Annotated in this window: 21 protein-coding genes; 6 read left to right on the top strand and 15 right to left on the bottom strand. The window is 37.1% G+C overall.

Annotated features, from left to right (window positions below):
* Positions 1-33: 33 nt before the first annotated feature.
* Positions 34-1,593 (bottom strand): inorganic triphosphatase, encoded by a 1,560-nt coding sequence (locus tag KO505_RS01305; RefSeq protein ID WP_216053633.1) that lies wholly within the window; start codon positions 1,591-1,593, stop codon positions 34-36.
* A 211-nt stretch (positions 1,594-1,804) separates the two neighbouring features.
* Between KO505_RS01305 and KO505_RS01300 the strand changes: the two genes are divergently transcribed.
* Positions 1,805-2,539 carry a TIGR04211 family SH3 domain-containing protein gene (locus KO505_RS01300; protein ID WP_216053632.1) on the top strand — a complete coding sequence of 245 codons (735 nt, stop codon included), beginning with the start codon at positions 1,805-1,807 and terminating at the stop codon, positions 2,537-2,539.
* An 89-nt stretch (positions 2,540-2,628) separates the two neighbouring features.
* On the opposite strand, the gene KO505_RS01295 is transcribed toward KO505_RS01300, so the two are convergent.
* Both KO505_RS01295 and KO505_RS01290 read right to left on the bottom strand, forming a co-directional pair.
* The gene (locus tag KO505_RS01295; RefSeq protein ID WP_216053631.1) at positions 2,629-3,618 is read right to left on the bottom strand and encodes a sensor domain-containing diguanylate cyclase; all 990 of its coding nucleotides are present in this window, start codon (positions 3,616-3,618) and stop codon (positions 2,629-2,631) included.
* A 2-nt stretch (positions 3,619-3,620) separates the two neighbouring features.
* Complete coding sequence (locus tag KO505_RS01290) at positions 3,621-4,625, bottom strand: response regulator (protein ID WP_216053630.1); 1,005 nt, start codon at positions 4,623-4,625, stop codon at positions 3,621-3,623.
* A 149-nt stretch (positions 4,626-4,774) separates the two neighbouring features.
* Here KO505_RS01290 and tpx point away from each other — a divergent pair, with 149 nt between their 5' ends.
* On the top strand, positions 4,775-5,410 hold the full coding sequence (gene tpx / locus KO505_RS01285; RefSeq protein WP_216053629.1) for a thiol peroxidase: 636 nt from the start codon (positions 4,775-4,777) through the stop codon (positions 5,408-5,410).
* Positions 5,411-5,660: 250 nt separating this feature from the next.
* The gene (locus KO505_RS01280) at positions 5,661-6,098 is read left to right on the top strand and encodes an Hsp20 family protein (RefSeq protein WP_216053628.1); all 438 of its coding nucleotides are present in this window, start codon (positions 5,661-5,663) and stop codon (positions 6,096-6,098) included.
* A 75-nt stretch (positions 6,099-6,173) separates the two neighbouring features.
* On the opposite strand, the gene KO505_RS01275 is transcribed toward KO505_RS01280, so the two are convergent.
* Entirely contained in the window at positions 6,174-6,512 is a 339-nt protein-coding gene (locus tag KO505_RS01275) for a P-II family nitrogen regulator (protein ID WP_216053627.1), read from the bottom strand.
* 86 nt (positions 6,513-6,598) lie between these two features.
* Here KO505_RS01275 and nadE point away from each other — a divergent pair, with 86 nt between their 5' ends.
* Positions 6,599-7,432: an ammonia-dependent NAD(+) synthetase gene (gene nadE / locus KO505_RS01270; RefSeq protein WP_216053626.1), complete on the top strand. Its 834-nt coding sequence runs from the start codon at positions 6,599-6,601 to the stop codon at positions 7,430-7,432.
* 85 nt (positions 7,433-7,517) lie between these two features.
* On the opposite strand, the gene KO505_RS01265 is transcribed toward nadE, so the two are convergent.
* The 10 genes from KO505_RS01265 to KO505_RS01220 all read right to left on the bottom strand — a co-directional run bounded on the left by KO505_RS01265 (position 7,518) and on the right by KO505_RS01220 (position 15,599).
* Positions 7,518-8,360 (bottom strand): HDOD domain-containing protein, encoded by an 843-nt coding sequence (locus KO505_RS01265; protein WP_216053625.1) that lies wholly within the window; start codon positions 8,358-8,360, stop codon positions 7,518-7,520.
* Positions 8,361-8,503: 143 nt separating this feature from the next.
* Complete coding sequence (gene tyrA / locus KO505_RS01260; RefSeq protein WP_252731582.1) at positions 8,504-9,622, bottom strand: bifunctional chorismate mutase/prephenate dehydrogenase; 1,119 nt, start codon at positions 9,620-9,622, stop codon at positions 8,504-8,506.
* A gap of 11 nt (positions 9,623-9,633) precedes the next feature.
* Complete coding sequence (locus KO505_RS01255; protein WP_216053624.1) at positions 9,634-10,716, bottom strand: 3-deoxy-7-phosphoheptulonate synthase; 1,083 nt, start codon at positions 10,714-10,716, stop codon at positions 9,634-9,636.
* Between the two features lie 242 nt (positions 10,717-10,958).
* The gene (gene rplS, locus KO505_RS01250) at positions 10,959-11,327 is read right to left on the bottom strand and encodes a 50S ribosomal protein L19 (RefSeq protein WP_216053623.1); all 369 of its coding nucleotides are present in this window, start codon (positions 11,325-11,327) and stop codon (positions 10,959-10,961) included.
* A gap of 51 nt (positions 11,328-11,378) precedes the next feature.
* Entirely contained in the window at positions 11,379-12,128 is a 750-nt protein-coding gene (gene trmD / locus KO505_RS01245) for a tRNA (guanosine(37)-N1)-methyltransferase TrmD (RefSeq protein ID WP_216053622.1), read from the bottom strand.
* A 5-nt stretch (positions 12,129-12,133) separates the two neighbouring features.
* Positions 12,134-12,673, bottom strand: coding sequence for a ribosome maturation factor RimM (rimM, locus tag KO505_RS01240; RefSeq protein ID WP_216053621.1), 540 nt, complete (start codon positions 12,671-12,673; stop codon positions 12,134-12,136).
* Positions 12,674-12,699: 26 nt separating this feature from the next.
* Complete coding sequence (gene rpsP, locus KO505_RS01235) at positions 12,700-12,948, bottom strand: 30S ribosomal protein S16 (protein ID WP_216053620.1); 249 nt, start codon at positions 12,946-12,948, stop codon at positions 12,700-12,702.
* 174 nt (positions 12,949-13,122) lie between these two features.
* Positions 13,123-14,559, bottom strand: coding sequence for an SUMF1/EgtB/PvdO family nonheme iron enzyme (locus KO505_RS01230; protein ID WP_216053619.1), 1,437 nt, complete (start codon positions 14,557-14,559; stop codon positions 13,123-13,125).
* Positions 14,560-14,576: 17 nt separating this feature from the next.
* Entirely contained in the window at positions 14,577-15,137 is a 561-nt protein-coding gene (locus tag KO505_RS01225) for an LPP20 family lipoprotein (protein ID WP_216053618.1), read from the bottom strand.
* 96 nt (positions 15,138-15,233) lie between these two features.
* On the bottom strand, positions 15,234-15,599 hold the full coding sequence (locus tag KO505_RS01220) for a VOC family protein (RefSeq protein ID WP_216053617.1): 366 nt from the start codon (positions 15,597-15,599) through the stop codon (positions 15,234-15,236).
* 110 nt (positions 15,600-15,709) lie between these two features.
* Here KO505_RS01220 and KO505_RS01215 point away from each other — a divergent pair, with 110 nt between their 5' ends.
* Both KO505_RS01215 and KO505_RS01210 read left to right on the top strand, forming a co-directional pair.
* The gene (locus KO505_RS01215) at positions 15,710-16,876 is read left to right on the top strand and encodes a lipopolysaccharide assembly protein LapB (protein ID WP_216053616.1); all 1,167 of its coding nucleotides are present in this window, start codon (positions 15,710-15,712) and stop codon (positions 16,874-16,876) included.
* Between the two features lie 49 nt (positions 16,877-16,925).
* Positions 16,926-17,393, top strand: coding sequence for a hypothetical protein (locus KO505_RS01210; RefSeq protein WP_216053615.1), 468 nt, complete (start codon positions 16,926-16,928; stop codon positions 17,391-17,393).
* 134 nt (positions 17,394-17,527) lie between these two features.
* On the opposite strand, the gene KO505_RS01205 is transcribed toward KO505_RS01210, so the two are convergent.
* Positions 17,528-20,335, bottom strand: coding sequence for a bifunctional aconitate hydratase 2/2-methylisocitrate dehydratase (locus KO505_RS01205; protein ID WP_216053614.1), 2,808 nt, complete (start codon positions 20,333-20,335; stop codon positions 17,528-17,530).
* Positions 20,336-20,626: the final 291 nt, after the last annotated feature.

The following is a 20,626-nucleotide window of genomic DNA, read 5'->3' as shown; positions in this document are numbered from 1 at the left end:
CAAAATAAAATCCATCATTAACCGCTGTGTATTTTACCAATATGGCTTGAGTTTATTTATTGCAGTTACTGATGCATCAAGAGCAATCTGTAGGCTTTGCTGTTTAGACTGCAACCATTTTATTGCCTCTTTTTCATCGACATCGTCCGCTGCATTAGTAGACAAAATCAGTTCGGATTTTTGTAATAAAATAGTTTCTTCAAACCCGACCATTAGGTTTAATAAGTGGCTACGGAACAGTTTCCGTTCATCGTTATCAAATAAGCTATCTACACACACACCCGTTAACAATACTTTAGTTAACGGCCAAAACGCGGATTCAATATTTAAATTATTACCTTGTTTTATTAATACTGTTAATGCTTCTTTTAATGATAACCAGTGATAGTCCAGCCAATGTTCAGACAACTCTGAAATAGGAATAGTTAACAGTTTTAAACTTTCTAATGGCATCTCTGTACGCCACTGTTTTATGTTTATCCATTGAATAAAACTTAGGAATAGATGGTTATATTGAGTCGAACTAAATTGTGTAATAGATTTTTCAATTTTATCTTCTGGCATTTTTATTGAGGCTAAAGTGGTTCTTAAATACTCACTTTTATCAATATCTTTGCGGTATGGACTTTTACGATCCGTTAATTGATCAAGCTGATAAAAGGCTTCAATCCAGCCATGTTCGCCACGCCATTGTTTAAACAAATCGATAAACTTTTGGCATTGACTATTAGGTAAATATTCAGAGAAAAGCTGTAATATGTGAATAATTAAAGAGATGCCATCGAGTACACGGCGTAATGATTTTAAAGTTTTAGTATTAGCAAATACCACTTCATGGTGTTGCACAAAATTAACGGCATTGGTTAACAGTTTAATAAAGGCAGGCTCTAACTGATTATCGTTATTTAATCGACAAGGTTCTAAATTTTTACTTTTTAACACCACTTCTTGGGCTAACATGTAACCCCTAGCCGCTTTACTTAAATAACCGAGCTTAGCATTCACTTTTGAAGTTAAGTAGGTTGCGACCTCAATAAGATCTGACACGTCACCAGATTGTAATTCCAACTCAAATTCAGAAATAGCTTGCTGTCTATGACCATTTTTATCAGTAACTTCGACCTGTCCTTGGTCTAAAACACACTCAATAATGGCACCATTTGCTGTGGTAATTAGCCAAATTTTCCTTTCAAAATTAGTTTCAAATACTTTGAGCAGTTTAGGTTGTACTTTTTCGGCTAAAAATCCTGACGGCCAAATTGATGGAGAGAACAGAGTTAAGTCGGCAAATACATACTCAGTTTGGGTATTCGGTAGTGACTCCGTATATTCTGGGCGTTGTTGTAAACCACCAATATCGCCACCTGACAATTTAATGGTTTGCTCCATAGCACGAGACCCGTCGAGGGTTTCACTACACCGAGTTCTCAAACCAAAGTCCCATTCTCGTAATGCATTATCCGGGGTGTCGTAATAAGCATTGGACAACAATAAGGTTGGTTTAGATTGTATTTGATACTGACTATTATCTAATGCTGAATTCAAAGACGAAATTTCGTCAGTTGACACTAAAAACTTTAATTCAATTTCCATTAAAATGTCTTTGTCTTGTGGGATGAAAAATTAAGTATTGAGCAGGTTACCTAACCATCAAGGTAAACTCAATATTTTAGAAGCCACATAATGAGTTATAAAACCTATTTGCTTTGGTCTGCGCAGCAATAAGTACTTGAACTAACATGCGTAAAAACCTAACATCAATTATGGATAAAAATATCGTAGAATAACAATAAGAATACTCTCAATGGATAAGAAACGAATAAAGCTGAGTTTAACTATATTAGTTTGTGGTTTAACACTATCAAATTTTATATTTGCAACCCCAACAGTTGAACCGACAGAGCCTACACCTAAAACGGTCACTCCTACAGAAAAAACGAACGATGAACCTCAAGCTGCAACCGATGTGGCAACAACGATTGAGCAAACTGCAGAACCTGTGAGCTCTATTGTGCAAGTTACGCCCTATCAAATGTACGTTACTGACCAACTATTCGTTTTCCTCCATTCTGGCAGTAGTAACCGCTATCGGATCATTGCTCGAGTTGCGGCAAGTGAACAAGTCACTATTTTGTCAAAAGATGAAAGTACTGGCTGGTTAGAAATTAAATTAAAAGATGGTAAAACAGGTTGGATCGATTCAACTATGTTAGAGAAAACAGCCGGAGTGAAAGCTAAGTTAGCATCAGCAAACGCGCAAATTGATGAGCTGAATGTTAAGATTTCTAAATTAGGTTCGGTGTCTACCGATGACCTCAAAAATTTAGAAGATGAAATTACTAAGTTAACAGAAACAAACGCTGCGTTATCCCAGCAATTAATTACCGCAACCCAAGAAAGCGAAACGTTACGTGCATCGATTAAAGAAAGTGACGAAACCAAACGTATTTTAGCCAAGTTATATGATGTTGGCGCCATCGTTATTGGTGTGTTTGTTGGTTGGTTGTTAACCCGTCGTAAGAAAAACCAATGGGTATAAATGACTTAGTAGATTAAGGCTTAAATTGAAACGCTAAACACTAAAAAAGCTCAATGATATTGAGCTTTTTGCATATTTAAACGTGGCAGTTAGTCTTCTTTAGCTTCACTTTTATCTGGGTGAGCATATATTTCAACTCGATTTCGGCCACCAACTTTTGCTTTATATAAGGCTGAATCTGCCACTTCAATCCAATTTTGGTGTGAATTTAATTCGTCGGTATATTCTGCAATACCTAGACTGATGGTAAATTGGAATTCAAACTCGTTATAAGAAACTATTGATTTTTCGACCATAATTCTTAAACGCTCGGCAAAAACATAAGCATCTTTAGCTTGTGTTCCGGTTAATATAACCGCATATTCTTCACCGCCATAACGGCCACCAATATCAGTTTCTCGTAAGCTTTTTTTCAATATCTTAGCAAGGTGTAAAATTGCTTCATCGCCACCGGCGTGACCATAGGTATCGTTTACTTTCTTAAAATGGTCTATATCAAAGATTAACAATGAACTTACACTATGCCCTCGGCGTTGTCGTAAGAACTCTCTTTGCAAACACTCTTCCCAGTAACCACGATTATTTAAGTTGGTCAGTCTATCCGTTCGACTTAATCGCTGTAATTCTTTATTCACTTCTTGCAGTTCAATTTTAGAAATAGCAACATCAGTAACATCGTAAATGATGATACAAAGGTGAGTCACATCACCTGTGGTATTGGTTAAAGGTATGAAAGTTGCGTTTTGGTACATAAATGGCGCAACACTGGTAATCGGCCGATAGTTTTTAAATTTGAAAATATGTGCATGTTGTTCCCAAATGGTAAACGCTCTATTTTTTAATACAAAAACAGGATCCGTTTTTTGCAATAACCATTCTTTATCCAAATTAGGAAATGCTTCAAATAGTGATTTATCCCTAACTTCATAAGGTAATAAACCACTGTGGTTTTCCATAAAACCATTCCATACTTGTATTTTATATTCACGGTCTAATACAACCAGCCCAACATCTACAGACTGGAACATATCCATTAACCAATGAATTTCTGATACTTCTACTGTTGCTTTTTCAGTCATAATTAAACATCAAATAAGAAATTAAGTTTATTTTTCAACGTTGGAATAGAATCTTCTGTAATCAACAATAATAAATCACAGTGAATATCGTAATCTTCGATACCATAACTAATCTCTATCGTTAGAGATTTTTTCCAATGTGTCGAGTTGGTATAAATCAAATCGGATACATTACAATGTTGTCCTAATACCACTGGGTGACCTTGGCTAAAGTTAAGATCTAATTGTTCGGACAAACCTTTTAATATTGAACCTATTAATATATTAGAAATATCCATCAACAATTCTAACTCAACACTGTCATCAATTTTTTTGTTGTAGTTCAACAAACGTGCAATATCGACAAAGCTAGAGTCATTTAGAATTAATAACGCTTCACCAGCGACACCGCCACTAATGAAACCTTGACATACACCTGAAGTAGCGTCGCTGCTCTCAACTGAGTGCAGAGCCATAGAGAGCTCACTCACCTCTAATAAATTCACATTAGGGATAGGTAACTTAACAAAAACATTTAATACTTTTGCTAACAAGCTGCCTGCTTGTCCCATTGCAACATTGGTGATCTCTTGCAATATATCTCTGGTTTCAGCATCAAGTAGATCTTCAGCTTGGGGTTTTAATGCCTGTAATTTACTTGGTTCGGTTATGCCATATTTATTTAATAGCTCTTGTAGTTTATCTTTGTCTATCGGTTTTTTTATAAAATCCAAAGCACCAAGAGATTTCACTCTGGCATGTGCTTCAGGTTGAATATCACCAGATACAACAATGGTAATAATAGAAAGGTTTTCCGCTTTAATCGCCTCTAATACACCATAACCATCTAAAACGGGCATATTAAGGTCGAGAAAGAGTATCTGAGCTTTATGTTGATGAATTTTATCCATCGCATCTTCACCATTATTGGCAAAGATCACCTCAACATTCCAATCCTCTGGAAGAGAACGAGCCATCTGTTTGCGGGCTAAGTTTGAGTCGTCACATATAATTACTGGAGTTTGCATACAACTTTTATCGACCGTATTTGAATAATGTTTAGTTATATATAAAAACACACGAAGGTGAATTTTATTATTGCTTTCAAAACTATAGCACTTAGTGGACAATACCCCCTATACCTTTAAAAAAAAATATAAGCGGGCCAAATCCACATATGAAATATTCTCTTTATATACTACTGACTTTCATAAGTTCTTTTTCTTTTGCTTATGACATCCAAAAAGATCTTCCTGTTCGATTTGATTTAGTTAAAGCCGGTGATAAACCTGTCGCCTTATTAGGCAGCCAAGTTACATTAAATCAACCAGCGCCAAACTTTAAAGTGGTAGATAATAAATTTAGTGTAAAAACATTAGCTGATTTCTCAGGTAAACCTTTATTAATCAGTGTTGTATCTAGTTTAGATACTGGTATTTGTAGTATTCAAACTAAACGCTTTAATGATGAGTTTGCTAATTTACCACAAGATATCGTGATGTTAACTATCAGTACGGATTTACCTTTCGCTCAAAAGCGTTTTTGCCAATCTGAAAATATAGATAAAATACAAACTTTATCTGATTCTGTTTGGCGTGATTTTGGTATGAATTATGGTGTGTTAATAAAAGATATGGGCCTTTTAGCTCGAGCCATTTTTGTCATATCTCCGGAAGGAAACATTGTTTATAAAGAGATAGTAAGTAAATTATCAGCACACCCAAATTACGAAGCTGCACTTGCTGCTATAACATCAGTTTCAGAGCAAACTGGCGTTGTTGAATCTGTTCCAGAAACAAATGTAAAAAATTAAAAACTCATATCTTATTGTTTTATAATAAAAAAGTCAGAAAGCTCTGACTTTTTTTATTTTTATCCTTGATAAACAATCTCACCCTCCCTATATATTAGTTAAGTCAACGACATTGTTCGCCAGTAGGGTTCAAGTTGACCAATTAGCCTGTCCATTTGGAAGGCACTTACTAAACAAAATAAACAACAATGCGTTTTAATTTCGATTGATTGTTTATTAACTTATTGCTTATAAAGAAAGGATAAGAAAAATGAGAAATGTAGATTTATCTCCACTATACCGTTCATTCATTGGTTTTGATCACTTAGCATCATTATTAGATACCGCTAATCGCACTGAAAAAAATGGTGGTTACCCTCCATATAATATCGCCGCCGTCGCCGATGATAAATACCGAATTACAATGGCTATCGCCGGATTTCAAGACTCCGAGCTTGAAATAAAATCAGAACAAAACACTCTGATTGTTAAAGGGGTAAAAGCCGAACAAACAGAACAGACAAAATACCTATATCAAGGTATCGCAGAAAGAAACTTTGAACGTCGTTTTCAATTAGGCGATTACATTAAGGTACTTGGTGCTGATTTAGAAAATGGATTATTACACATTGACTTGGAAAGAGAGATTCCTGAGGCATTAAAACCTAGAAAAATTGAAATAGGTCGAAAGTTACTTAATAAAGAGTAACAAATAAAAATTCCTGATTATTGTTGTGAGACCGGAAGTGAAAACTTCCGGTTTTTCTGTATAGGTTAATCTAATTTAAATAGCTTGATCGTTTTCTTCACCGGTTCTAATTCGGATCACTCTTTCTATTTCTTCAACAAAAATTTTGCCATCACCAATTTTTCCAGTTTGAGCCGTTTCTAAAATACTGTCTAAAACTTGTTCCAATAACTCATCTGTAATGATCAGCTCCAATTTTACTTTTGGTAAAAAATCAACCATATACTCTGCGCCACGATATAACTCCGTATGCCCTTTCTGACGACCGAAGCCTTTGACTTCAGTGACGGTCATACCATTTACACCTAATTCAGATAAAGACTCTCTCACATCGTCTAATTTAAATGGTTTAATAATAGCGGTTACTTTTTTCATATTTTCCTCGCTAAACTTAGCGCTAGTTCAATGTTAAATTTTCGAATAGAATAACCACTCTAGATTAACAATAGAAGTGTTAAGTTATGGATGCAGAACAAATAATTAAAGAAATGAGAGTTAAACCGGTCATTGATGTTGAACAAGAGATCGCACGACGAGTTAACTTTATAAAAACAAGACTAATTGATTCCAATTTAACTTCTTTGGTTCTAGGTATTAGTGGCGGTATTGATTCTACAACTTGTGGCAAGCTGGCTCAGTTAGCTGTTGATGAACTTAACAAAGAACATAACACGGATAAGTACATCTTCGCTGCAGTAAGACTACCGTATCATATCCAAGCTGATGAAGATGAAGCCCAATTAGCAATAGATTTTATTAATCCGACCCATGCATTAACGATAAACGTTAAACCTGGTGTTGAAGGTATACATGGTCAAGTAATCGATGCATTACCCAATCAATTAAAAGACCAACTATCTGATCATAATATTGATTTCGTTAAAGGCAATGTTAAAGCCCGAATGCGCATGATTGCACAATATGAAGTGGCAGGTTTACTCGGCGGTTTAGTGTTAGGTACCGACCATTCTGCAGAGAATATCACAGGTTTTTTCACTAAATTCGGTGATGGTGCATGTGACCTTATTCCTTTATTTGGCTTAAACAAACGTCAAGTAAGAGCATTAGCCAGTCACCTTGGAGCTCCACAAGCATTAGTGACCAAAGCTCCAACGGCCGACCTTGAAGAGTTAGACCCTGGTAAAGAAGATGAGTCAGCGTTGGGTCTAAGTTACGATCAAATAGATGACTTTCTGGAAGGCAAAAACATCGGTTCTGACGCAAGTAACAAATTAGTGGCGATTTTTAATCGAACACAACATAAACGTGAACCAATCCCTACCGTCTATGATTGATAAATTTTAGATATAAAAAAAGCTAGTCCATGACTAGCTTTTTTATTGGTTAACAACACGTTATAAAACGTTTACTACCAAAAGATTAAGAGAATACTGACTTCACATCATTTAAAGCTTCAGTAAATTCATCTGAACTTAAGAAATCTAAGTCAGGTAAAATACCTTTTTCAATATATGGCGTTAATAACTCGTTAGTATCAACATTCTTACCAAGAACTTTATTATATATTGCACCGATACGAACAAAGTCTATATAACTCACTTGTTCAGTTTGGAACGTTAAGTTATTCCAGTTTTCAGTCACATCGATAAACTCACCTGTAAATTCCCAAGAGCGCATTATCGCGCCCCCCAGTTTACCGGCCATACGCTTGATTGCCGCTTCTAAGAAACTTGGATTAGCAAATACTTCTTCATGACGTTCAGCTTCCGATAATATTGGAAGTACACCAATACTATGCACTAAAGCAACTAAAGTTAAGGTATCGATATTTAATGAAGTACGTTTGTTATCTTTTAACCAAATTTGTAACACAGCCATAGCCACACAAGCCACGTTCACTGTTTTTTGCCATGATTTGCCCATGTACTCACGAACTAATTCATTCTTGGAAACAAAAAGTTGTTCCATCGCAATGGCCGTAGCAATATTTTTAATTTGGCGTAAACCAATACGAGTTACAGCTTGATTAAGTGTTTCGACTTTTACAGAGCGCCCCATAAATGCACTGTTTGCCACTTTTACCATACGAGCTGATAACGCAGGGTCTTGAGCGATAACATGAGCCATTGCTTGTAAATTAACATCTGGGTCATCTGCAGTTTCACGAATTCTAATAGCTATTTCTGGAAGAGTGGGTAAGACAAGAGAGTCACTTTGAATTTTTTCAACAAGGATCGTCAGTAAGGCATTTTCTGTAGACATATTATTTCCTTCAAAAATATATTTGGTATAAAAGTCTTATACTTATAGAGCTATTGTTAAACTAAATAGATGATTAAACAACTACTTTTTTACTACAATTACATCAATACTAGCTTGAAAAGTGATCAATCGTAAAATTATATCTATTTTAAAATCCGAGAGTCTTGTGCAGATTTCAACAGGGTACGGCTGTCAGCTAAAAATTCATTCGATTTTCCACCAAACCACTGCGCCACTAATTCAAAACTTTGTTTAAAACTTTCTTTGTCATTCTGTTGTAAAAGCGTAATTGCATCGTCAAGCTCTTGTCTAAATCGAGTGGCGAGTTCCAATGCGTTTTTAGCGCCAAAAATGATATCTGCGTAAAGGTTTGGATCTTGAGCAAATAGGCGTCCTGTCATTGCTAGCTCTAATCGATATATCGGTGAACTGAGTCGTAATAACTGGTCCAGATCGGGTTTTTCATTTGACAAAAATCGGCCATATACAAATGTAGTAAAATGTCGCATTGCTTGTATCAACTCCATACTGGAATCATGCTCTGCTGCATCATCAACTTGTAGAACGGCGCCCCAAATTTTGATTTGTTGTAACAACCAGTCGTATTGTTCAGGAAATCGCCCTTCACATACCACAAAAACTTGTTTTACAAAGTTTGGTACATCTGGGCCAAACATAGGATGTAACCCCACGACTGGGCCAGAATGTTTGTCTAACATGGATTTTAATGGGGATTGTTTTAACGAAGTTAAATCCGCTAATACACAATCATTAGGTAGCTCTGGCAGTTGAGCAATAACTTGTTCAGTCAATTTAATTGGAACGGTGATCAGTACCAACTTTGCATCTTTTAGTATGGTTTGTGCCTGCGGCCAATCGTGCTGATCTAATATTTCAACTACATAATTAGAGCGAGTAAACATATCAAAGAAACGCGCACCTAACGCCCCTTTACCACCAACAATCACCACCTTACTATTTTCTGGTAAAACACGTCGATAAGCATCATGCTGGCTTTGATATGACTCCCGCATGATACGGCGTAACAAATCTTCTATTAAATCAGGTTGTACATTTAACGATGAGGCTAGTTCACGGCGTTTAGCAATAAGCTCAGATTCTCGCTGGGGATCATAAATTGGCTTACCAACTTCTTGTTTATATTTACCAACAGCGGTGGTAATTACTTGTCTTTTTGCAAGTAACTCAACAAGTTGGGTGTCCAACTTGTCGATCTCATCTCTCAGATTATTTAACGCCAAACTAAGCTCCGTTATGCTGCTGTATTTAATTGTTTTGATTTAATGACAGCTTCTAATCGCTGTGCAAATTCTAATACTAAGGTTTCTGTGGCGGCCCAATCTATACAAGCGTCTGTAATAGAAACACCATACTCTAACGTACTAAGGTCATCAGTTAGTTTTTGGTTACCTTCATTAATATGACTTTCCAACATAATCCCGACAATAGAACGATTCCCTTGCTCTAACTGCTCTAAGATGTCCTTAGCGACAATTGGCTGCCTAGTATAATCTTTATTTGTATTGGCATGTGAGCAATCCACAATAATTGCAGGATTATATCCAGATTTTGCAATATCAGCTTCTGCGGCATCCACAAATTCAGCTTGATAATTAGGTTGCTTACCGCCGCGTAATATTAAATGCGCATCTGGGTTGCCTTGAGTTTGAATAATAGCAACCTGACCTTTATCGTTTATCCCAATAAAGTTATGCCCACTTTCAGCTGCTCCCATCGCATTAACTGCAATACCAACATTACCATCAGTGCCATTTTTAAATCCGATAGGCATAGACAAACCACTGGCCATTTCTCTGTGAGTCTGTGATTCTGTGGTACGAGCACCAATTGCCGACCAACTAATTAAATCAGATAAATATTGAGGAGAAATAGGATCAAGTGCCTCAGTAGCAATTGGAATTTCTTGGTCGGTTAACCACAGTAATAATTCACGAGCATTTAACAAACCAGTTTCGATATCAAATGAACCATCCAAATGAGGGTCATTGATTAAGCCTTTCCATCCTACTGTTGTTCTAGGTTTTTCAAAGTAAACACGCATCACTAGATACACAGAATCTTTGCATTGCTCTTGTAGCTTTTTTAACTTCAATGCATATTCTTTGGCCGCACTCAGATCATGGATTGAACATGGCCCTGAAATTATTAACGTTCTGTGGTCTTTTTTGTGCACTATATTGGAGATCGTTTTTCGAGCACCAGCTATAAATGTCTTATTTTTTTCACTAAGTGGTAACGCAGACTTAAGCGCACTAGGCATAACTAAAAGCTTTTCAGCTTTTACGTTCACATTATTCAAACTATCTTTATTCATATTAACCTCAATTCATTAAGCGAGGATTTATGTAACATTAACTTTACACCCCGTACACCTTTAGTTACACATTATAAAAATGAGCCACCAGTGTCAACGCTTAATCAGGAATATGAATTGATTTTTTTGCAAGACTATCTTGCGCCGAACTAACAAGGAGAATCCTGTCTAAACTATGCTTGAATTTCAGGCACAAAAAAAGGAGCAACAATGTGCTCCTTTTTGGCATCAAGTAAAAAAGTTTACTTTTTAAAGTCCAACTTTTCTTTGATACGTGCTGACTTACCAGAACGTTCACGCATGTAGTAAAGTTTAGCGCGACGTACATCACCACGACGTTTAACTTCGATGCTGTCGATAACAGGGCTATGCGTTTGGAATGTACGCTCAACACCTTCACCGTTAGAAATCTTACGTACTGTAAATGCAGAGTGTAATCCACGATTTCTCTTCGCTAGAACGAAACCTTCAAACGCCTGTAGACGCTCTTTGTTACCTTCTCTTACACGTACTTTTACAACTACTGTATCACCCGGGCCAAATGCCGGAAGATCAGTTTTCATTTGCTCGTCTTCTAGAGCCTTAATGATGTTTTGACTTACTTTGCTCATTATATTCTCACTTTTCTAGATTTCACTGAATAGCAAAACGTCTAAGGTTATTTATTTCTGTTCCGCGAGGAACGAATCAAGTAACTTTTTCTGTTCGTCAGTCAGAGCTAGATTTTTAATTAAATCAGGTCTTCGTAACCAGGTTCTGCCAAGCGATTGTTGTAACCGCCATTGTCGGATTTTTTCATGATTACCGCTAAGTAATACATCTGGAACCCGCTGACCAGCCAAAACTTCAGGTCTTGTATAATGTGGGCAATCTAACAAACCATCTGAAAAAGAATCTTGTTCTGCTGAAAGCTTATGCCCCAACACGCCAGGAATCATTCTCGACACTGCATCAATCAGTGTCATGGCTGGTAGTTCACCACCACTTAAAACAAAATCTCCAATCGACCATTCTTCATCGACTTCCGATTGAATAACTCGTTCATCTATTCCTTCATAACGACCCGCAACCAACACAATTTTCTTATGTTGTGTTAAATGTTTAACGCCAGTTTGATCTAACTTTCTACCCTGAGGAGAAAGATAAATAACCTTTGCCCCTTCTCCAGCCGCTTCTTTCGCTGCGCGAATAGCGTCTGTCAAAGGTTGAACCATCATCAACATTCCTGGACCACCGCCATATGGTCGGTCATCAACAGTGTTGTGCTTATCGTGTGTAAACGCTCGGGGATTCCAAGTGTTAAACTCGATAGTGCCTTTTTGAATGGCTCTGCCAATTACACCGTGTTGGGTAATTGCATCAAACATTTCTGGAAAAAGTGTAATAACACCAATCCATAACTGACAATTCATGCTTGTCAGAATCCCGGATCCCAGTCCACCGTAATGGTGTTTTCTTCCTTGTTAACTGAAATAATTACATCGTCCTGAATATATGGGATAAGTCGTTCTGTCTTGCCAAATGCATCATTTCTTTTTGCATCAACAACCAGTACGTCATTTGAACCCGTTTCCATTAGGCCTGAAACAATACCTAAGTCATAACCATTGATTGCTTTTACTGTCATGCCATTAAGGTCACGCCAATAAAACTCGTCACCTGCCAATTCAGGCAATTGACTCGCTGCAACATAAATTTCGCCATGAAGCCAAGCTTCTGCGTCATCTCTGCTTTCAACATTATCAAACTTAGCTATTAAGCCTTTGTTGTGTCGGCGGCCATTGACTGCCTTCACTTGATGTTGCTGTCCATTTAAGGTTATAAACCATGGACTGTAATCAAAAATCCCTTCCGAGATTTCAGTGTAAGCATTTATCTTAAACCAGCCTTTGATACCGTAAGGGGCACCAATTTTTCCAACTAAAATTAATTCTTCTGTCGAATTAGACTGACTCATAAAACACCTTCACTTATGCTGATCATTTAAGCCGCTTTTTGTGCGTCTTTAACGATTTTAGCAACACGGTCAGAAAGTTGTGCACCAACACCAACCCAATGTTCGATACGATCTAAATCGACACGAATCTTTTCTTCTTGACCATTAGCAATCGGGTTGAAGAAACCTAGTTTCTCAATGAAACGACCATCGCGTGAACGACGGCTGTCTGCAACAACGATTGAGTAGAATGGACGTTTTTTCGCGCCACCGCGAGCTAAACGAATAGAAACCATAATTACCTCAATTATTACTTAAGTTTACGGTGAACTTCACCGGCCTTTTTTAGACACCCCAAAAAAGGTCGCGCAATTGTACGGATCTGAGCGTAAATTTCAAGCTGTATTTAGCTTTTGTGTAACAGATAAGGTGAAATATTAGTTATAAGCGGTTTTACCGTTAGGATTTTGTTATTCGCTATAGGCTAAGCGGAAACCTAACGTATCCAAACGTGTATTTTTGTTCTTACCGATTCGGCTTGATGTCCGAAGATAAAATGGCTGATCATACCAAGACCCGCCTCTTATCATGGCTTGTGAGCAATCCTGCGACATTTTACTATAAAGTGAACCGCAAGTATTAGTCCACTCAGCTACGTTACCTAACATGTCATACAAACCAAATTTATTAGGGTTGTATTGCTTCACGGCTGCTAATTTTTTGTTGTGGCCATCGTCGCATTGTTCACTAACATCTTTGGCTTTGGCACCATTGGCATATAAACAAATTTGATCGGTTCTATCACCATAGTAATAATCGCTTTGGCTGCCAGAACGTGCGGCGAACTCCCACTCTATTTCAGTTGGCAATCGATATTTTCTACCGGTTTTTTTATTTAACCAAGGCAAAAACTCTTGTTTGATATCATACCAACTGATATCCGCCTTTGGTTGATTAAACTCTTCACGCGTTAAAACACTGCTACTTTTCCATTTGTCGTTGCAATGTTTTGATTTTATACATTGCTGATAAAGTGCCTTAGTGACTTCAGTATCAGCAATATAAAAAGACTTTACTTGTACAACACTCGTTGGTTGCTCGTTAAACTCCCCCCGTTCAGAACCCATTATAAATTGACCGCCCGGTAACTTAACCATCACAAAAGGTATACCGCCTACCGTTTCAATATACTGTGTAGTTTGGAGGTCCTGTGTATGTTCTATTTGTTTTGATTGGGATAAGTGAATAATCAATCTCTGTTTATATTTATTTAGTAACTGTTGGTAATAATAGTCATTCTGTTTGGCTGAAACATGCACTGAAATTTTAATAAACCACAATCGTTCATGATTTTTTGATTTGTCGAGTTTATAGGACTCTACAACTTGATAAGAGCTTATGTTAGTAAACGCCCGCATACTTGTTTTCTCTTTAAAATCAGAGCCACTTACTACATCTTCGTTCAATTGTTTACGTGTCGTGGTAATATCTGTAGTGGAGTTAATAATGATAGAACTGCCTTGTTTTCCGGCTTTATCAAGCGCGGTAATTCTGGCTTCTTCTTCACATTCCTTTTGGCTAGACATGCGTTTACAATAATGTTGATGTTCAATTTCAAACACACGCTCTGCGAGGTAAGCTTGATATTCTTGTTGCGCTTTATTTGTGACTAATTGATCAAAGGTATTTAACTCTTTTGTTAACGCCTGTTGATATTCAGCACGTAACATGGCGACCGTTTTTTGTGTTTTATTTTGATCATCTTCCGATGAGTTTAGAGCTAACTGTAATTGTTGCCATTTAATTTGAGTGTTCTTAGCTTTTAATTGTAGCTCTTCAATATCAGCGCCTTGTACATTGGTCGATATTAAAAGCAATGTAATAATCAAATACACAACTAACTTCATTTTTAATACACCAATCCCTATTGAGGGTTGTTAAGTAAGTTATCTATTTTGGCAGAGCTTTGTATTTTATTGTCTTTGAACTGCTCAAATAGTTCCGATTGCAGCTCGTCATCAACTTTTTTATTACTGGCCTTGATAATTAATTCAAACACTTGTTCTGTCTGACCAGGGTCAAGTGTTGCAAGAGCACAATAATACTCGGTGCCTGAGATTGTTACAATTTCGGTTTTAACAATTCTTGAACCTGCTAGTGCCTGTTTAGTGTATTGCTGTGAAACAGAGCTAAATTGAGTAGAAATATGAGTACCGTCTTGAGTTGATTGCCTAGAATCATAAGTTTTATCTAAACTTTCTACTTTTACATCGATTTGCTGAGCAAGAGCTATTCTGGCGTTGGCTGAGGATATCTTAGAATCACTTGACCAATTTCCTGAAAACTTCACGCAATCTACCGCAGCCAAGCCATCTTTAATTGTAGGGTTTGATAACCATTCTGGAATTGAATAAGCAAACGAGGTCGCAACATAAAAACAACTAAACACTCCTAATGCCGCTTTCGTTTTATTCTTTACCAACATATTTTTCGCCCTATTAAATATACAACACAGATAAACTTTGTATTAGCACTATATATGCCAAAAACTAAACAAGAAATTGGCACTTTATACTTTGAATTACAAAGGCTGCCATAGTTCTACTTTATTTCCTTCTGGATCTAAAAACCAACCGAACTTTCCATAATCATACTCTTCTGGTTTTCCACAAATAACACCACCGTTCGCTTCTATCTTAATTAATAATCCAAGTAGGTCGTCCACAACGAAATTAATCATATATTCTTGTTTGGAAGGGGCAAAGTATTCCGTCTCTTGTTTAAACAGGGAAAATGCCGTATAGCCCTTTTCAGGCATAGATTCAGGTTTGAAAGAAGCTCCATATTCTCCCATATCAATGCCAAGTACATCGTGATACCAATCTGATAACTTTTTTGTGTCCTTTGCTTTAAAAAACACACCACCTAAGCCTAAAACTTTTGCCATTTGAAATCCCCTTCAAACCAAATTACAGTACGTATAAGTACTTTATCAATTTAGACTACACTATAGGTATTAATCATTATTTCAACTTGATTAATATAGGGGACGTTAACATGAAGTATCTAGGTTGCATTTTATTTTTAAGTATCGTTGTCATTACTGGTTGCGCTCAAACAAATCAACAACTGAGTGCACTTCCTCATTCTATTTATTTAGATGACCAATTCGAAAAAGACATAACAATAGAGACACCTGAAGATATATTTTTTGTCTCGAAGCCAATGCGCAATTATGTTAAAACACGACTGTTACCCGTAAGCGGCACCTCGCTAAAAGCAAAACAATTGATCAAAGATTATTTTTCTGAACAAGAAATGAATATTGGTTATGCACATGATGCGAATTTTACCGCTTCACAAACGTTTGAAAAACGAATTGCTAATTGTTTATCACTGACCATACTTTCATATGTATTGGTTAAAGAAGCCGGTTTATCTGCTTCTTTTATTGATGTCGAAATAGAAGAGAATTGGAATCAAGTTAATGGCATCAGCATGTTAAATGGACATGTTAACTTACGCGTATTTGCAAAAAAACAATCCCATTTAACGGACTTCTTAGATCGTACCGTCACCATTGATTTTGTTCCTTTGATTAACATTCCAGTCATATCCTCACAAATATTAACAAAAGATCAAATCATCGCGCTGTATTACAACAATATAGGAGGTGAGTCTTTAGCCTTGGGTGATATAGACAAGGCTTATGTCTATTTGTCAGAAGCGACAAAATACGCACCAGAAAACGCAGCTATATGGGGTAACTTAGCAAGTTTGTACAGACAAAGTGGTCATTTAGTTGAAGCCGAAACCATTTACAACCACGCCATGAAACTAGACCCTAACAGTCTTAACTTAAGAGAAAATTTAGCGGTGTTATATAAAAACACAGACCGTATCGCACAAGCTAATCAAATAATAGATGAAGTAAACAAGCAACGTCAGCTTAATCCTTATTATCAATCTATGTTAGCTGAAGAGAGCTACTATAAAAATGAATATAAAGCCGCTATCTCATATTACAAAAAAGCTATTAGGCTAAAGAAAACAGAACATAATTTTTATTTTGGTCTGGCTAAGAGTTACTTAATGCTAAATGATTTTGATAATGCTGATAGATATTTGGCCAGAGCAAAATCAATGAGCACTGAAAATAAACAAAAACAACAATACCAAAGCAAAATCAACGCGTTAAATAATATCACAGCAAAAGTGCATTAACGGCCAAAGTAAAGTAACGTTAGTTTTTTGTAATTTGGCGTGAGTTATAATGAAATTAATTCAATCTATCTGTTTAGTCATTAGCTTAACTAGTGTGATCAGCTGTAATTCGGATTCATTTGTTGATGGCGATTTTTATTACGGCCGAATTTCTTATCAATGTGGTCCAACAGATCAACTTGTACTTGAAGTCATAATGACAGATAGGAAAATTCTTCAATGTGATACACAACTCGCTGAGGCACATATCACAACGAATCTAGAAGGTATGAATATGGATGCATTTGTGCCTAGCTTGCGACTTTACCCTCATAACTATGGGAATATTTCACAAGTAACCCGTTGTGATGAAATTGGCGACTGTGTACAAGACGGCCAAATGTCTCTAGAAATAGAGCAGGTATTATTTAACAACATTGAAGGCACTTATCAAATAGAAACCATTGAAGAAACGACTAAAGGCAGGTTTTCACTTTTAATGTGTAAAGATTCGATAGAATACTATTTATGTGGTTAGCTAACATTTAAGTTTAAACGAGTCTCATAAATACACCTGGGGTTTCTGCAATTTCAGTTTTTTCTCCCCTTAATAATAAAGGCCACTCAATGAGTGGCCTTTAGCGTTTATTTAGTTGTTGCTGTTATATGAGATTAAACTCGTTTAACAGGAACCGCTTTACCAACAAATTTAGTTGTCATTGCTTCTACAGGAGGAGCAAAACGAGTTAGGTCAATACCGACTACCGCAGCTTTATACTCTTCAATTGTAGGGAAACGACCTAGAACAGTTGAAAGTACAACAACCGGAGTAGAACCAAGTAACGACTCACCTTTTTTCTCAGCAGTATCAGCTACAACACGGCCTTGGAATAAGCGAGTTGACGTTGCTATAACAGTATCACCAGGTTCCGCTTTTTCTTGGTTACCCATACATAAGTTACAACCTGGGCGTTCTAAATACATGATGTTTTCATATTTAGTACGTGCTGCATCTTTAGGATGAGCATCATCAAATTCAAAACCAGAGTATTTACGTAAAATATCCCAATCGCCTTCAGCTTTAAGTTCATCAACAATGTTGTAAGTTGGTGGCGCGACTACGAGTGGCGCTTTAAACTCAACTTTGCCATTTTGCTTTTCAATGTTACGTAACATTTGAGCGATGATTTGCATGTCACCTTTGTGAACCATACAAGAACCAACAAAACCTAAATCTACAGATTTACCGTCATAATAAGATACCGGACGAATGACATCATGCGTATAACGCTTAGATGCATCTTCATTGTTAACATCAGGGTCAGCAATCATCGGCTGATCGATAACATCTAGGTCAATAACAACTTCTGCATAGTATTTAGCGTTATCGTCTGGTGACAATGCTGGGTTTGAGCCAGATTTAACTTCTTCAATACGTTTGTCTGCTAATGCAAGTAAACCGTTAAGTGTTTTAGCTTCGTTTTCCATACCCTTGTCGATCATGATTTGGATACGGCTCTTAGCAAGTTCAATTGACTTAATTAACGTTTCATCATTTGAAATACAGATAGAAGCTTTGGCTTTCATTTCTGCAGACCAGTCTGTGAAAGTAAACGCTTGGTCAGCTAATAATGTACCAATGTGCACTTCAATGATGCGACCTTGGAACACATTTTCGCCACCAAACTGTTTAAGCATTTGCGCTTGAGTTGCATGTACAACATCACGGAAATCCATGTGGCCTTGCATTTTACCTTTAAACGTCACTTTTACTGACTCAGGAATTGGCATTGCTGACTCGCCGGTAGCTAAGGCGATTGCAACCGTACCCGAGTCTGCACCAAATGCTACACCTTTAGACATACGAGTATGTGAGTCACCACCAATGATGATAGCGCGGTCGTCTACCGTAATGTCATTTAGTACTTTATGGATTACGTCAGTCATTGAGTGATAAACGCCTTTCGGATCACGTGCTGTGATTAAACCGAATTTGTTCATGAAGCTCATTAACTTAGGAATGTTTGCTTGTGCTTTACTATCCCAAACTGATGCCGTGTGACAACCAGATTGGTATGCACCGTCAACTAAAGGTGAAATAGTTGACGCTGCCATTGCTTCCAACTCTTGGCAAGTCATAGGGCCGGTCGTGTCTTGAGAACCTACAATATTAACTCTCACACGAACATCTGAACCCGCATGTAATGGACTATCAGATGCAACACCTACTGCATTATTATTGAATATTTTTTCAACGGCAGTAAGACCTTGGCCTTCATGTGAAATTTCTTTAGATGGAGCGTAAACGTTAGGAGTTTCAATACCTAACGCTTCTGCTGCGAAAGTTTGTAGTTTCTTACCAAATGTTACCGCGTAAGAACCACCCGCTTTCATAAATTCTACTTTTTGCGGCGTAAATGCTGAAGATACATCAACTAACACTTTATCACCGTTTAATAGCTGCTTAGCTTTAGTATCAATCGTAAGCACAGTGCCTGTAGCAACTGAATACGCTTCTTCTAAAACAGCATCGCCATTTTCATCAACAACTGTATTGCCATTAGCATCTACTTTCTTAACCCAGTTTTTAAGGTCAAGACCGATACCACCAGTTACGTCAACCGTTGTTAGGAAGATTGGTGAAATACCATTAGTACCAGCAACTACTGGTGCAATATTTATAAATGGTACATATGGACTAGCTTGTTTACCAGCCCAAAGCGCAACGTTATTCACACCAGACATACGTGAAGAACCAACACCCATAGTGCCTTTTTCAGCAATAAGCATCACTTTCGCATTTGGATGTTTTGCTTGTAAAGCTTGGATCTCGTCTTGAGCTTCAGGGGAGATCATGCATTTTCCGTGTAATTCACGGTCTGCACGAGAATGCGCTTGGTTACCTGGAGAAAGTAAGTCAGTTGATATATCACCTTCACCGGCAATATAAGTGACCACTTCAATTTTCTCTTCAATGTCTGGTAGTTTTGTAAAGAACTCTGCTTTTGCGTAACTTTCTAATAAATCTTTAGCTACCGCGTTGCCTGCTTTATAAGCTTCTAAAAGACGAGTTGTATCTGCGTCATATAAGAAAACTTGTGTTTTTAATACGTCAGAAGCCGGTACTGATAATGCAGTGTCATCACTTAATGCAAGGTCAAGTAACACTTCAATTGATGGACCACCTTTCATGTGAGAAAGTAATTCAAATGCAAATTCAGGTGTTATTTCCGCTAAAACAGACTCACCTAAAATGATTTCTTTTAGGAATTTAGCTTTAACGCCTGCCGCGCTTGTTGTCCCTGGAAGCGTATTGTAAATGAAGAATTTTAATGAATCTTCACGATATTCGTTTCCTGTGTCTTTGATTTGGGCAATAATTTCTGATAACAATTCTGCGCTATCAATTGGCTTAGGTGCTAGTCCCAAGTCATTTTTACGACTTTCAATTTCAGCTAAATAATCTAAATACAGGCTCATTCGATACTCTCTATGATCTTAAAATGCTATTGATAATGTCATTACCATAGGTAAATTGGATAGTTATTATAGATGTCATACAGAATAAAGGGAATGCTTTGCGGTATAAATGTTATAAATCACATGAATAGATGCTATTCATGTGATTTATAATAGAGGGGTAGTGTTAAATTAGATCATTCCACCACAAGTTGCTTCAGTTGTTTTCTTGTCAGCGCCACATTTACCTTCGCCGCACTTACCTTCTTTTTTTGCTTTTTTATCAGCGCCACATTTGCCTTCGCCACACTT

Source organism: Psychrosphaera sp. F3M07 (genome assembly GCF_018860345.1).
GTDB lineage: Bacteria > Pseudomonadota > Gammaproteobacteria > Enterobacterales > Alteromonadaceae > Psychrosphaera > Psychrosphaera aquimarina.
This window is presented reverse-complemented; position numbering and strand designations above follow the sequence as displayed.

Excerpts from the sequence above, each read along its gene's own strand:
- KO505_RS01305 (WP_216053633.1), bottom strand. The coding sequence starts at position 1,593 with ATGGAAATTGAATTAAAGTTTTTAGTGTCAACTGACGAAATTTCGTCT.
- KO505_RS01300 (WP_216053632.1), top strand. The coding sequence starts at position 1,805 with ATGGATAAGAAACGAATAAAGCTGAGTTTAACTATATTAGTTTGTGGT.
- KO505_RS01295 (WP_216053631.1), bottom strand. The coding sequence starts at position 3,618 with ATGACTGAAAAAGCAACAGTAGAAGTATCAGAAATTCATTGGTTAATG.
- KO505_RS01290 (WP_216053630.1), bottom strand. The coding sequence starts at position 4,625 with ATGCAAACTCCAGTAATTATATGTGACGACTCAAACTTAGCCCGCAAA.
- tpx (WP_216053629.1), top strand. The coding sequence starts at position 4,775 with ATGAAATATTCTCTTTATATACTACTGACTTTCATAAGTTCTTTTTCT.
- KO505_RS01280 (WP_216053628.1), top strand. The coding sequence starts at position 5,661 with ATGAGAAATGTAGATTTATCTCCACTATACCGTTCATTCATTGGTTTT.
- KO505_RS01275 (WP_216053627.1), bottom strand. The coding sequence starts at position 6,512 with ATGAAAAAAGTAACCGCTATTATTAAACCATTTAAATTAGACGATGTG.
- nadE (WP_216053626.1), top strand. The coding sequence starts at position 6,599 with ATGGATGCAGAACAAATAATTAAAGAAATGAGAGTTAAACCGGTCATT.
- KO505_RS01265 (WP_216053625.1), bottom strand. The coding sequence starts at position 8,360 with ATGTCTACAGAAAATGCCTTACTGACGATCCTTGTTGAAAAAATTCAA.
- KO505_RS01255 (WP_216053624.1), bottom strand. The coding sequence starts at position 10,716 with ATGAATAAAGATAGTTTGAATAATGTGAACGTAAAAGCTGAAAAGCTT.
- rplS (WP_216053623.1), bottom strand. The coding sequence starts at position 11,327 with ATGAGCAAAGTAAGTCAAAACATCATTAAGGCTCTAGAAGACGAGCAA.
- trmD (WP_216053622.1), bottom strand. The coding sequence starts at position 12,128 with ATGAATTGTCAGTTATGGATTGGTGTTATTACACTTTTTCCAGAAATG.
- rimM (WP_216053621.1), bottom strand. The coding sequence starts at position 12,673 with ATGAGTCAGTCTAATTCGACAGAAGAATTAATTTTAGTTGGAAAAATT.
- rpsP (WP_216053620.1), bottom strand. The coding sequence starts at position 12,948 with ATGGTTTCTATTCGTTTAGCTCGCGGTGGCGCGAAAAAACGTCCATTC.
- KO505_RS01230 (WP_216053619.1), bottom strand. The coding sequence starts at position 14,559 with ATGAAGTTAGTTGTGTATTTGATTATTACATTGCTTTTAATATCGACC.
- KO505_RS01225 (WP_216053618.1), bottom strand. The coding sequence starts at position 15,137 with ATGTTGGTAAAGAATAAAACGAAAGCGGCATTAGGAGTGTTTAGTTGT.
- KO505_RS01220 (WP_216053617.1), bottom strand. The coding sequence starts at position 15,599 with ATGGCAAAAGTTTTAGGCTTAGGTGGTGTGTTTTTTAAAGCAAAGGAC.
- KO505_RS01215 (WP_216053616.1), top strand. The coding sequence starts at position 15,710 with ATGAAGTATCTAGGTTGCATTTTATTTTTAAGTATCGTTGTCATTACT.
- KO505_RS01210 (WP_216053615.1), top strand. The coding sequence starts at position 16,926 with ATGAAATTAATTCAATCTATCTGTTTAGTCATTAGCTTAACTAGTGTG.
- KO505_RS01205 (WP_216053614.1), bottom strand. The coding sequence starts at position 20,335 with ATGAGCCTGTATTTAGATTATTTAGCTGAAATTGAAAGTCGTAAAAAT.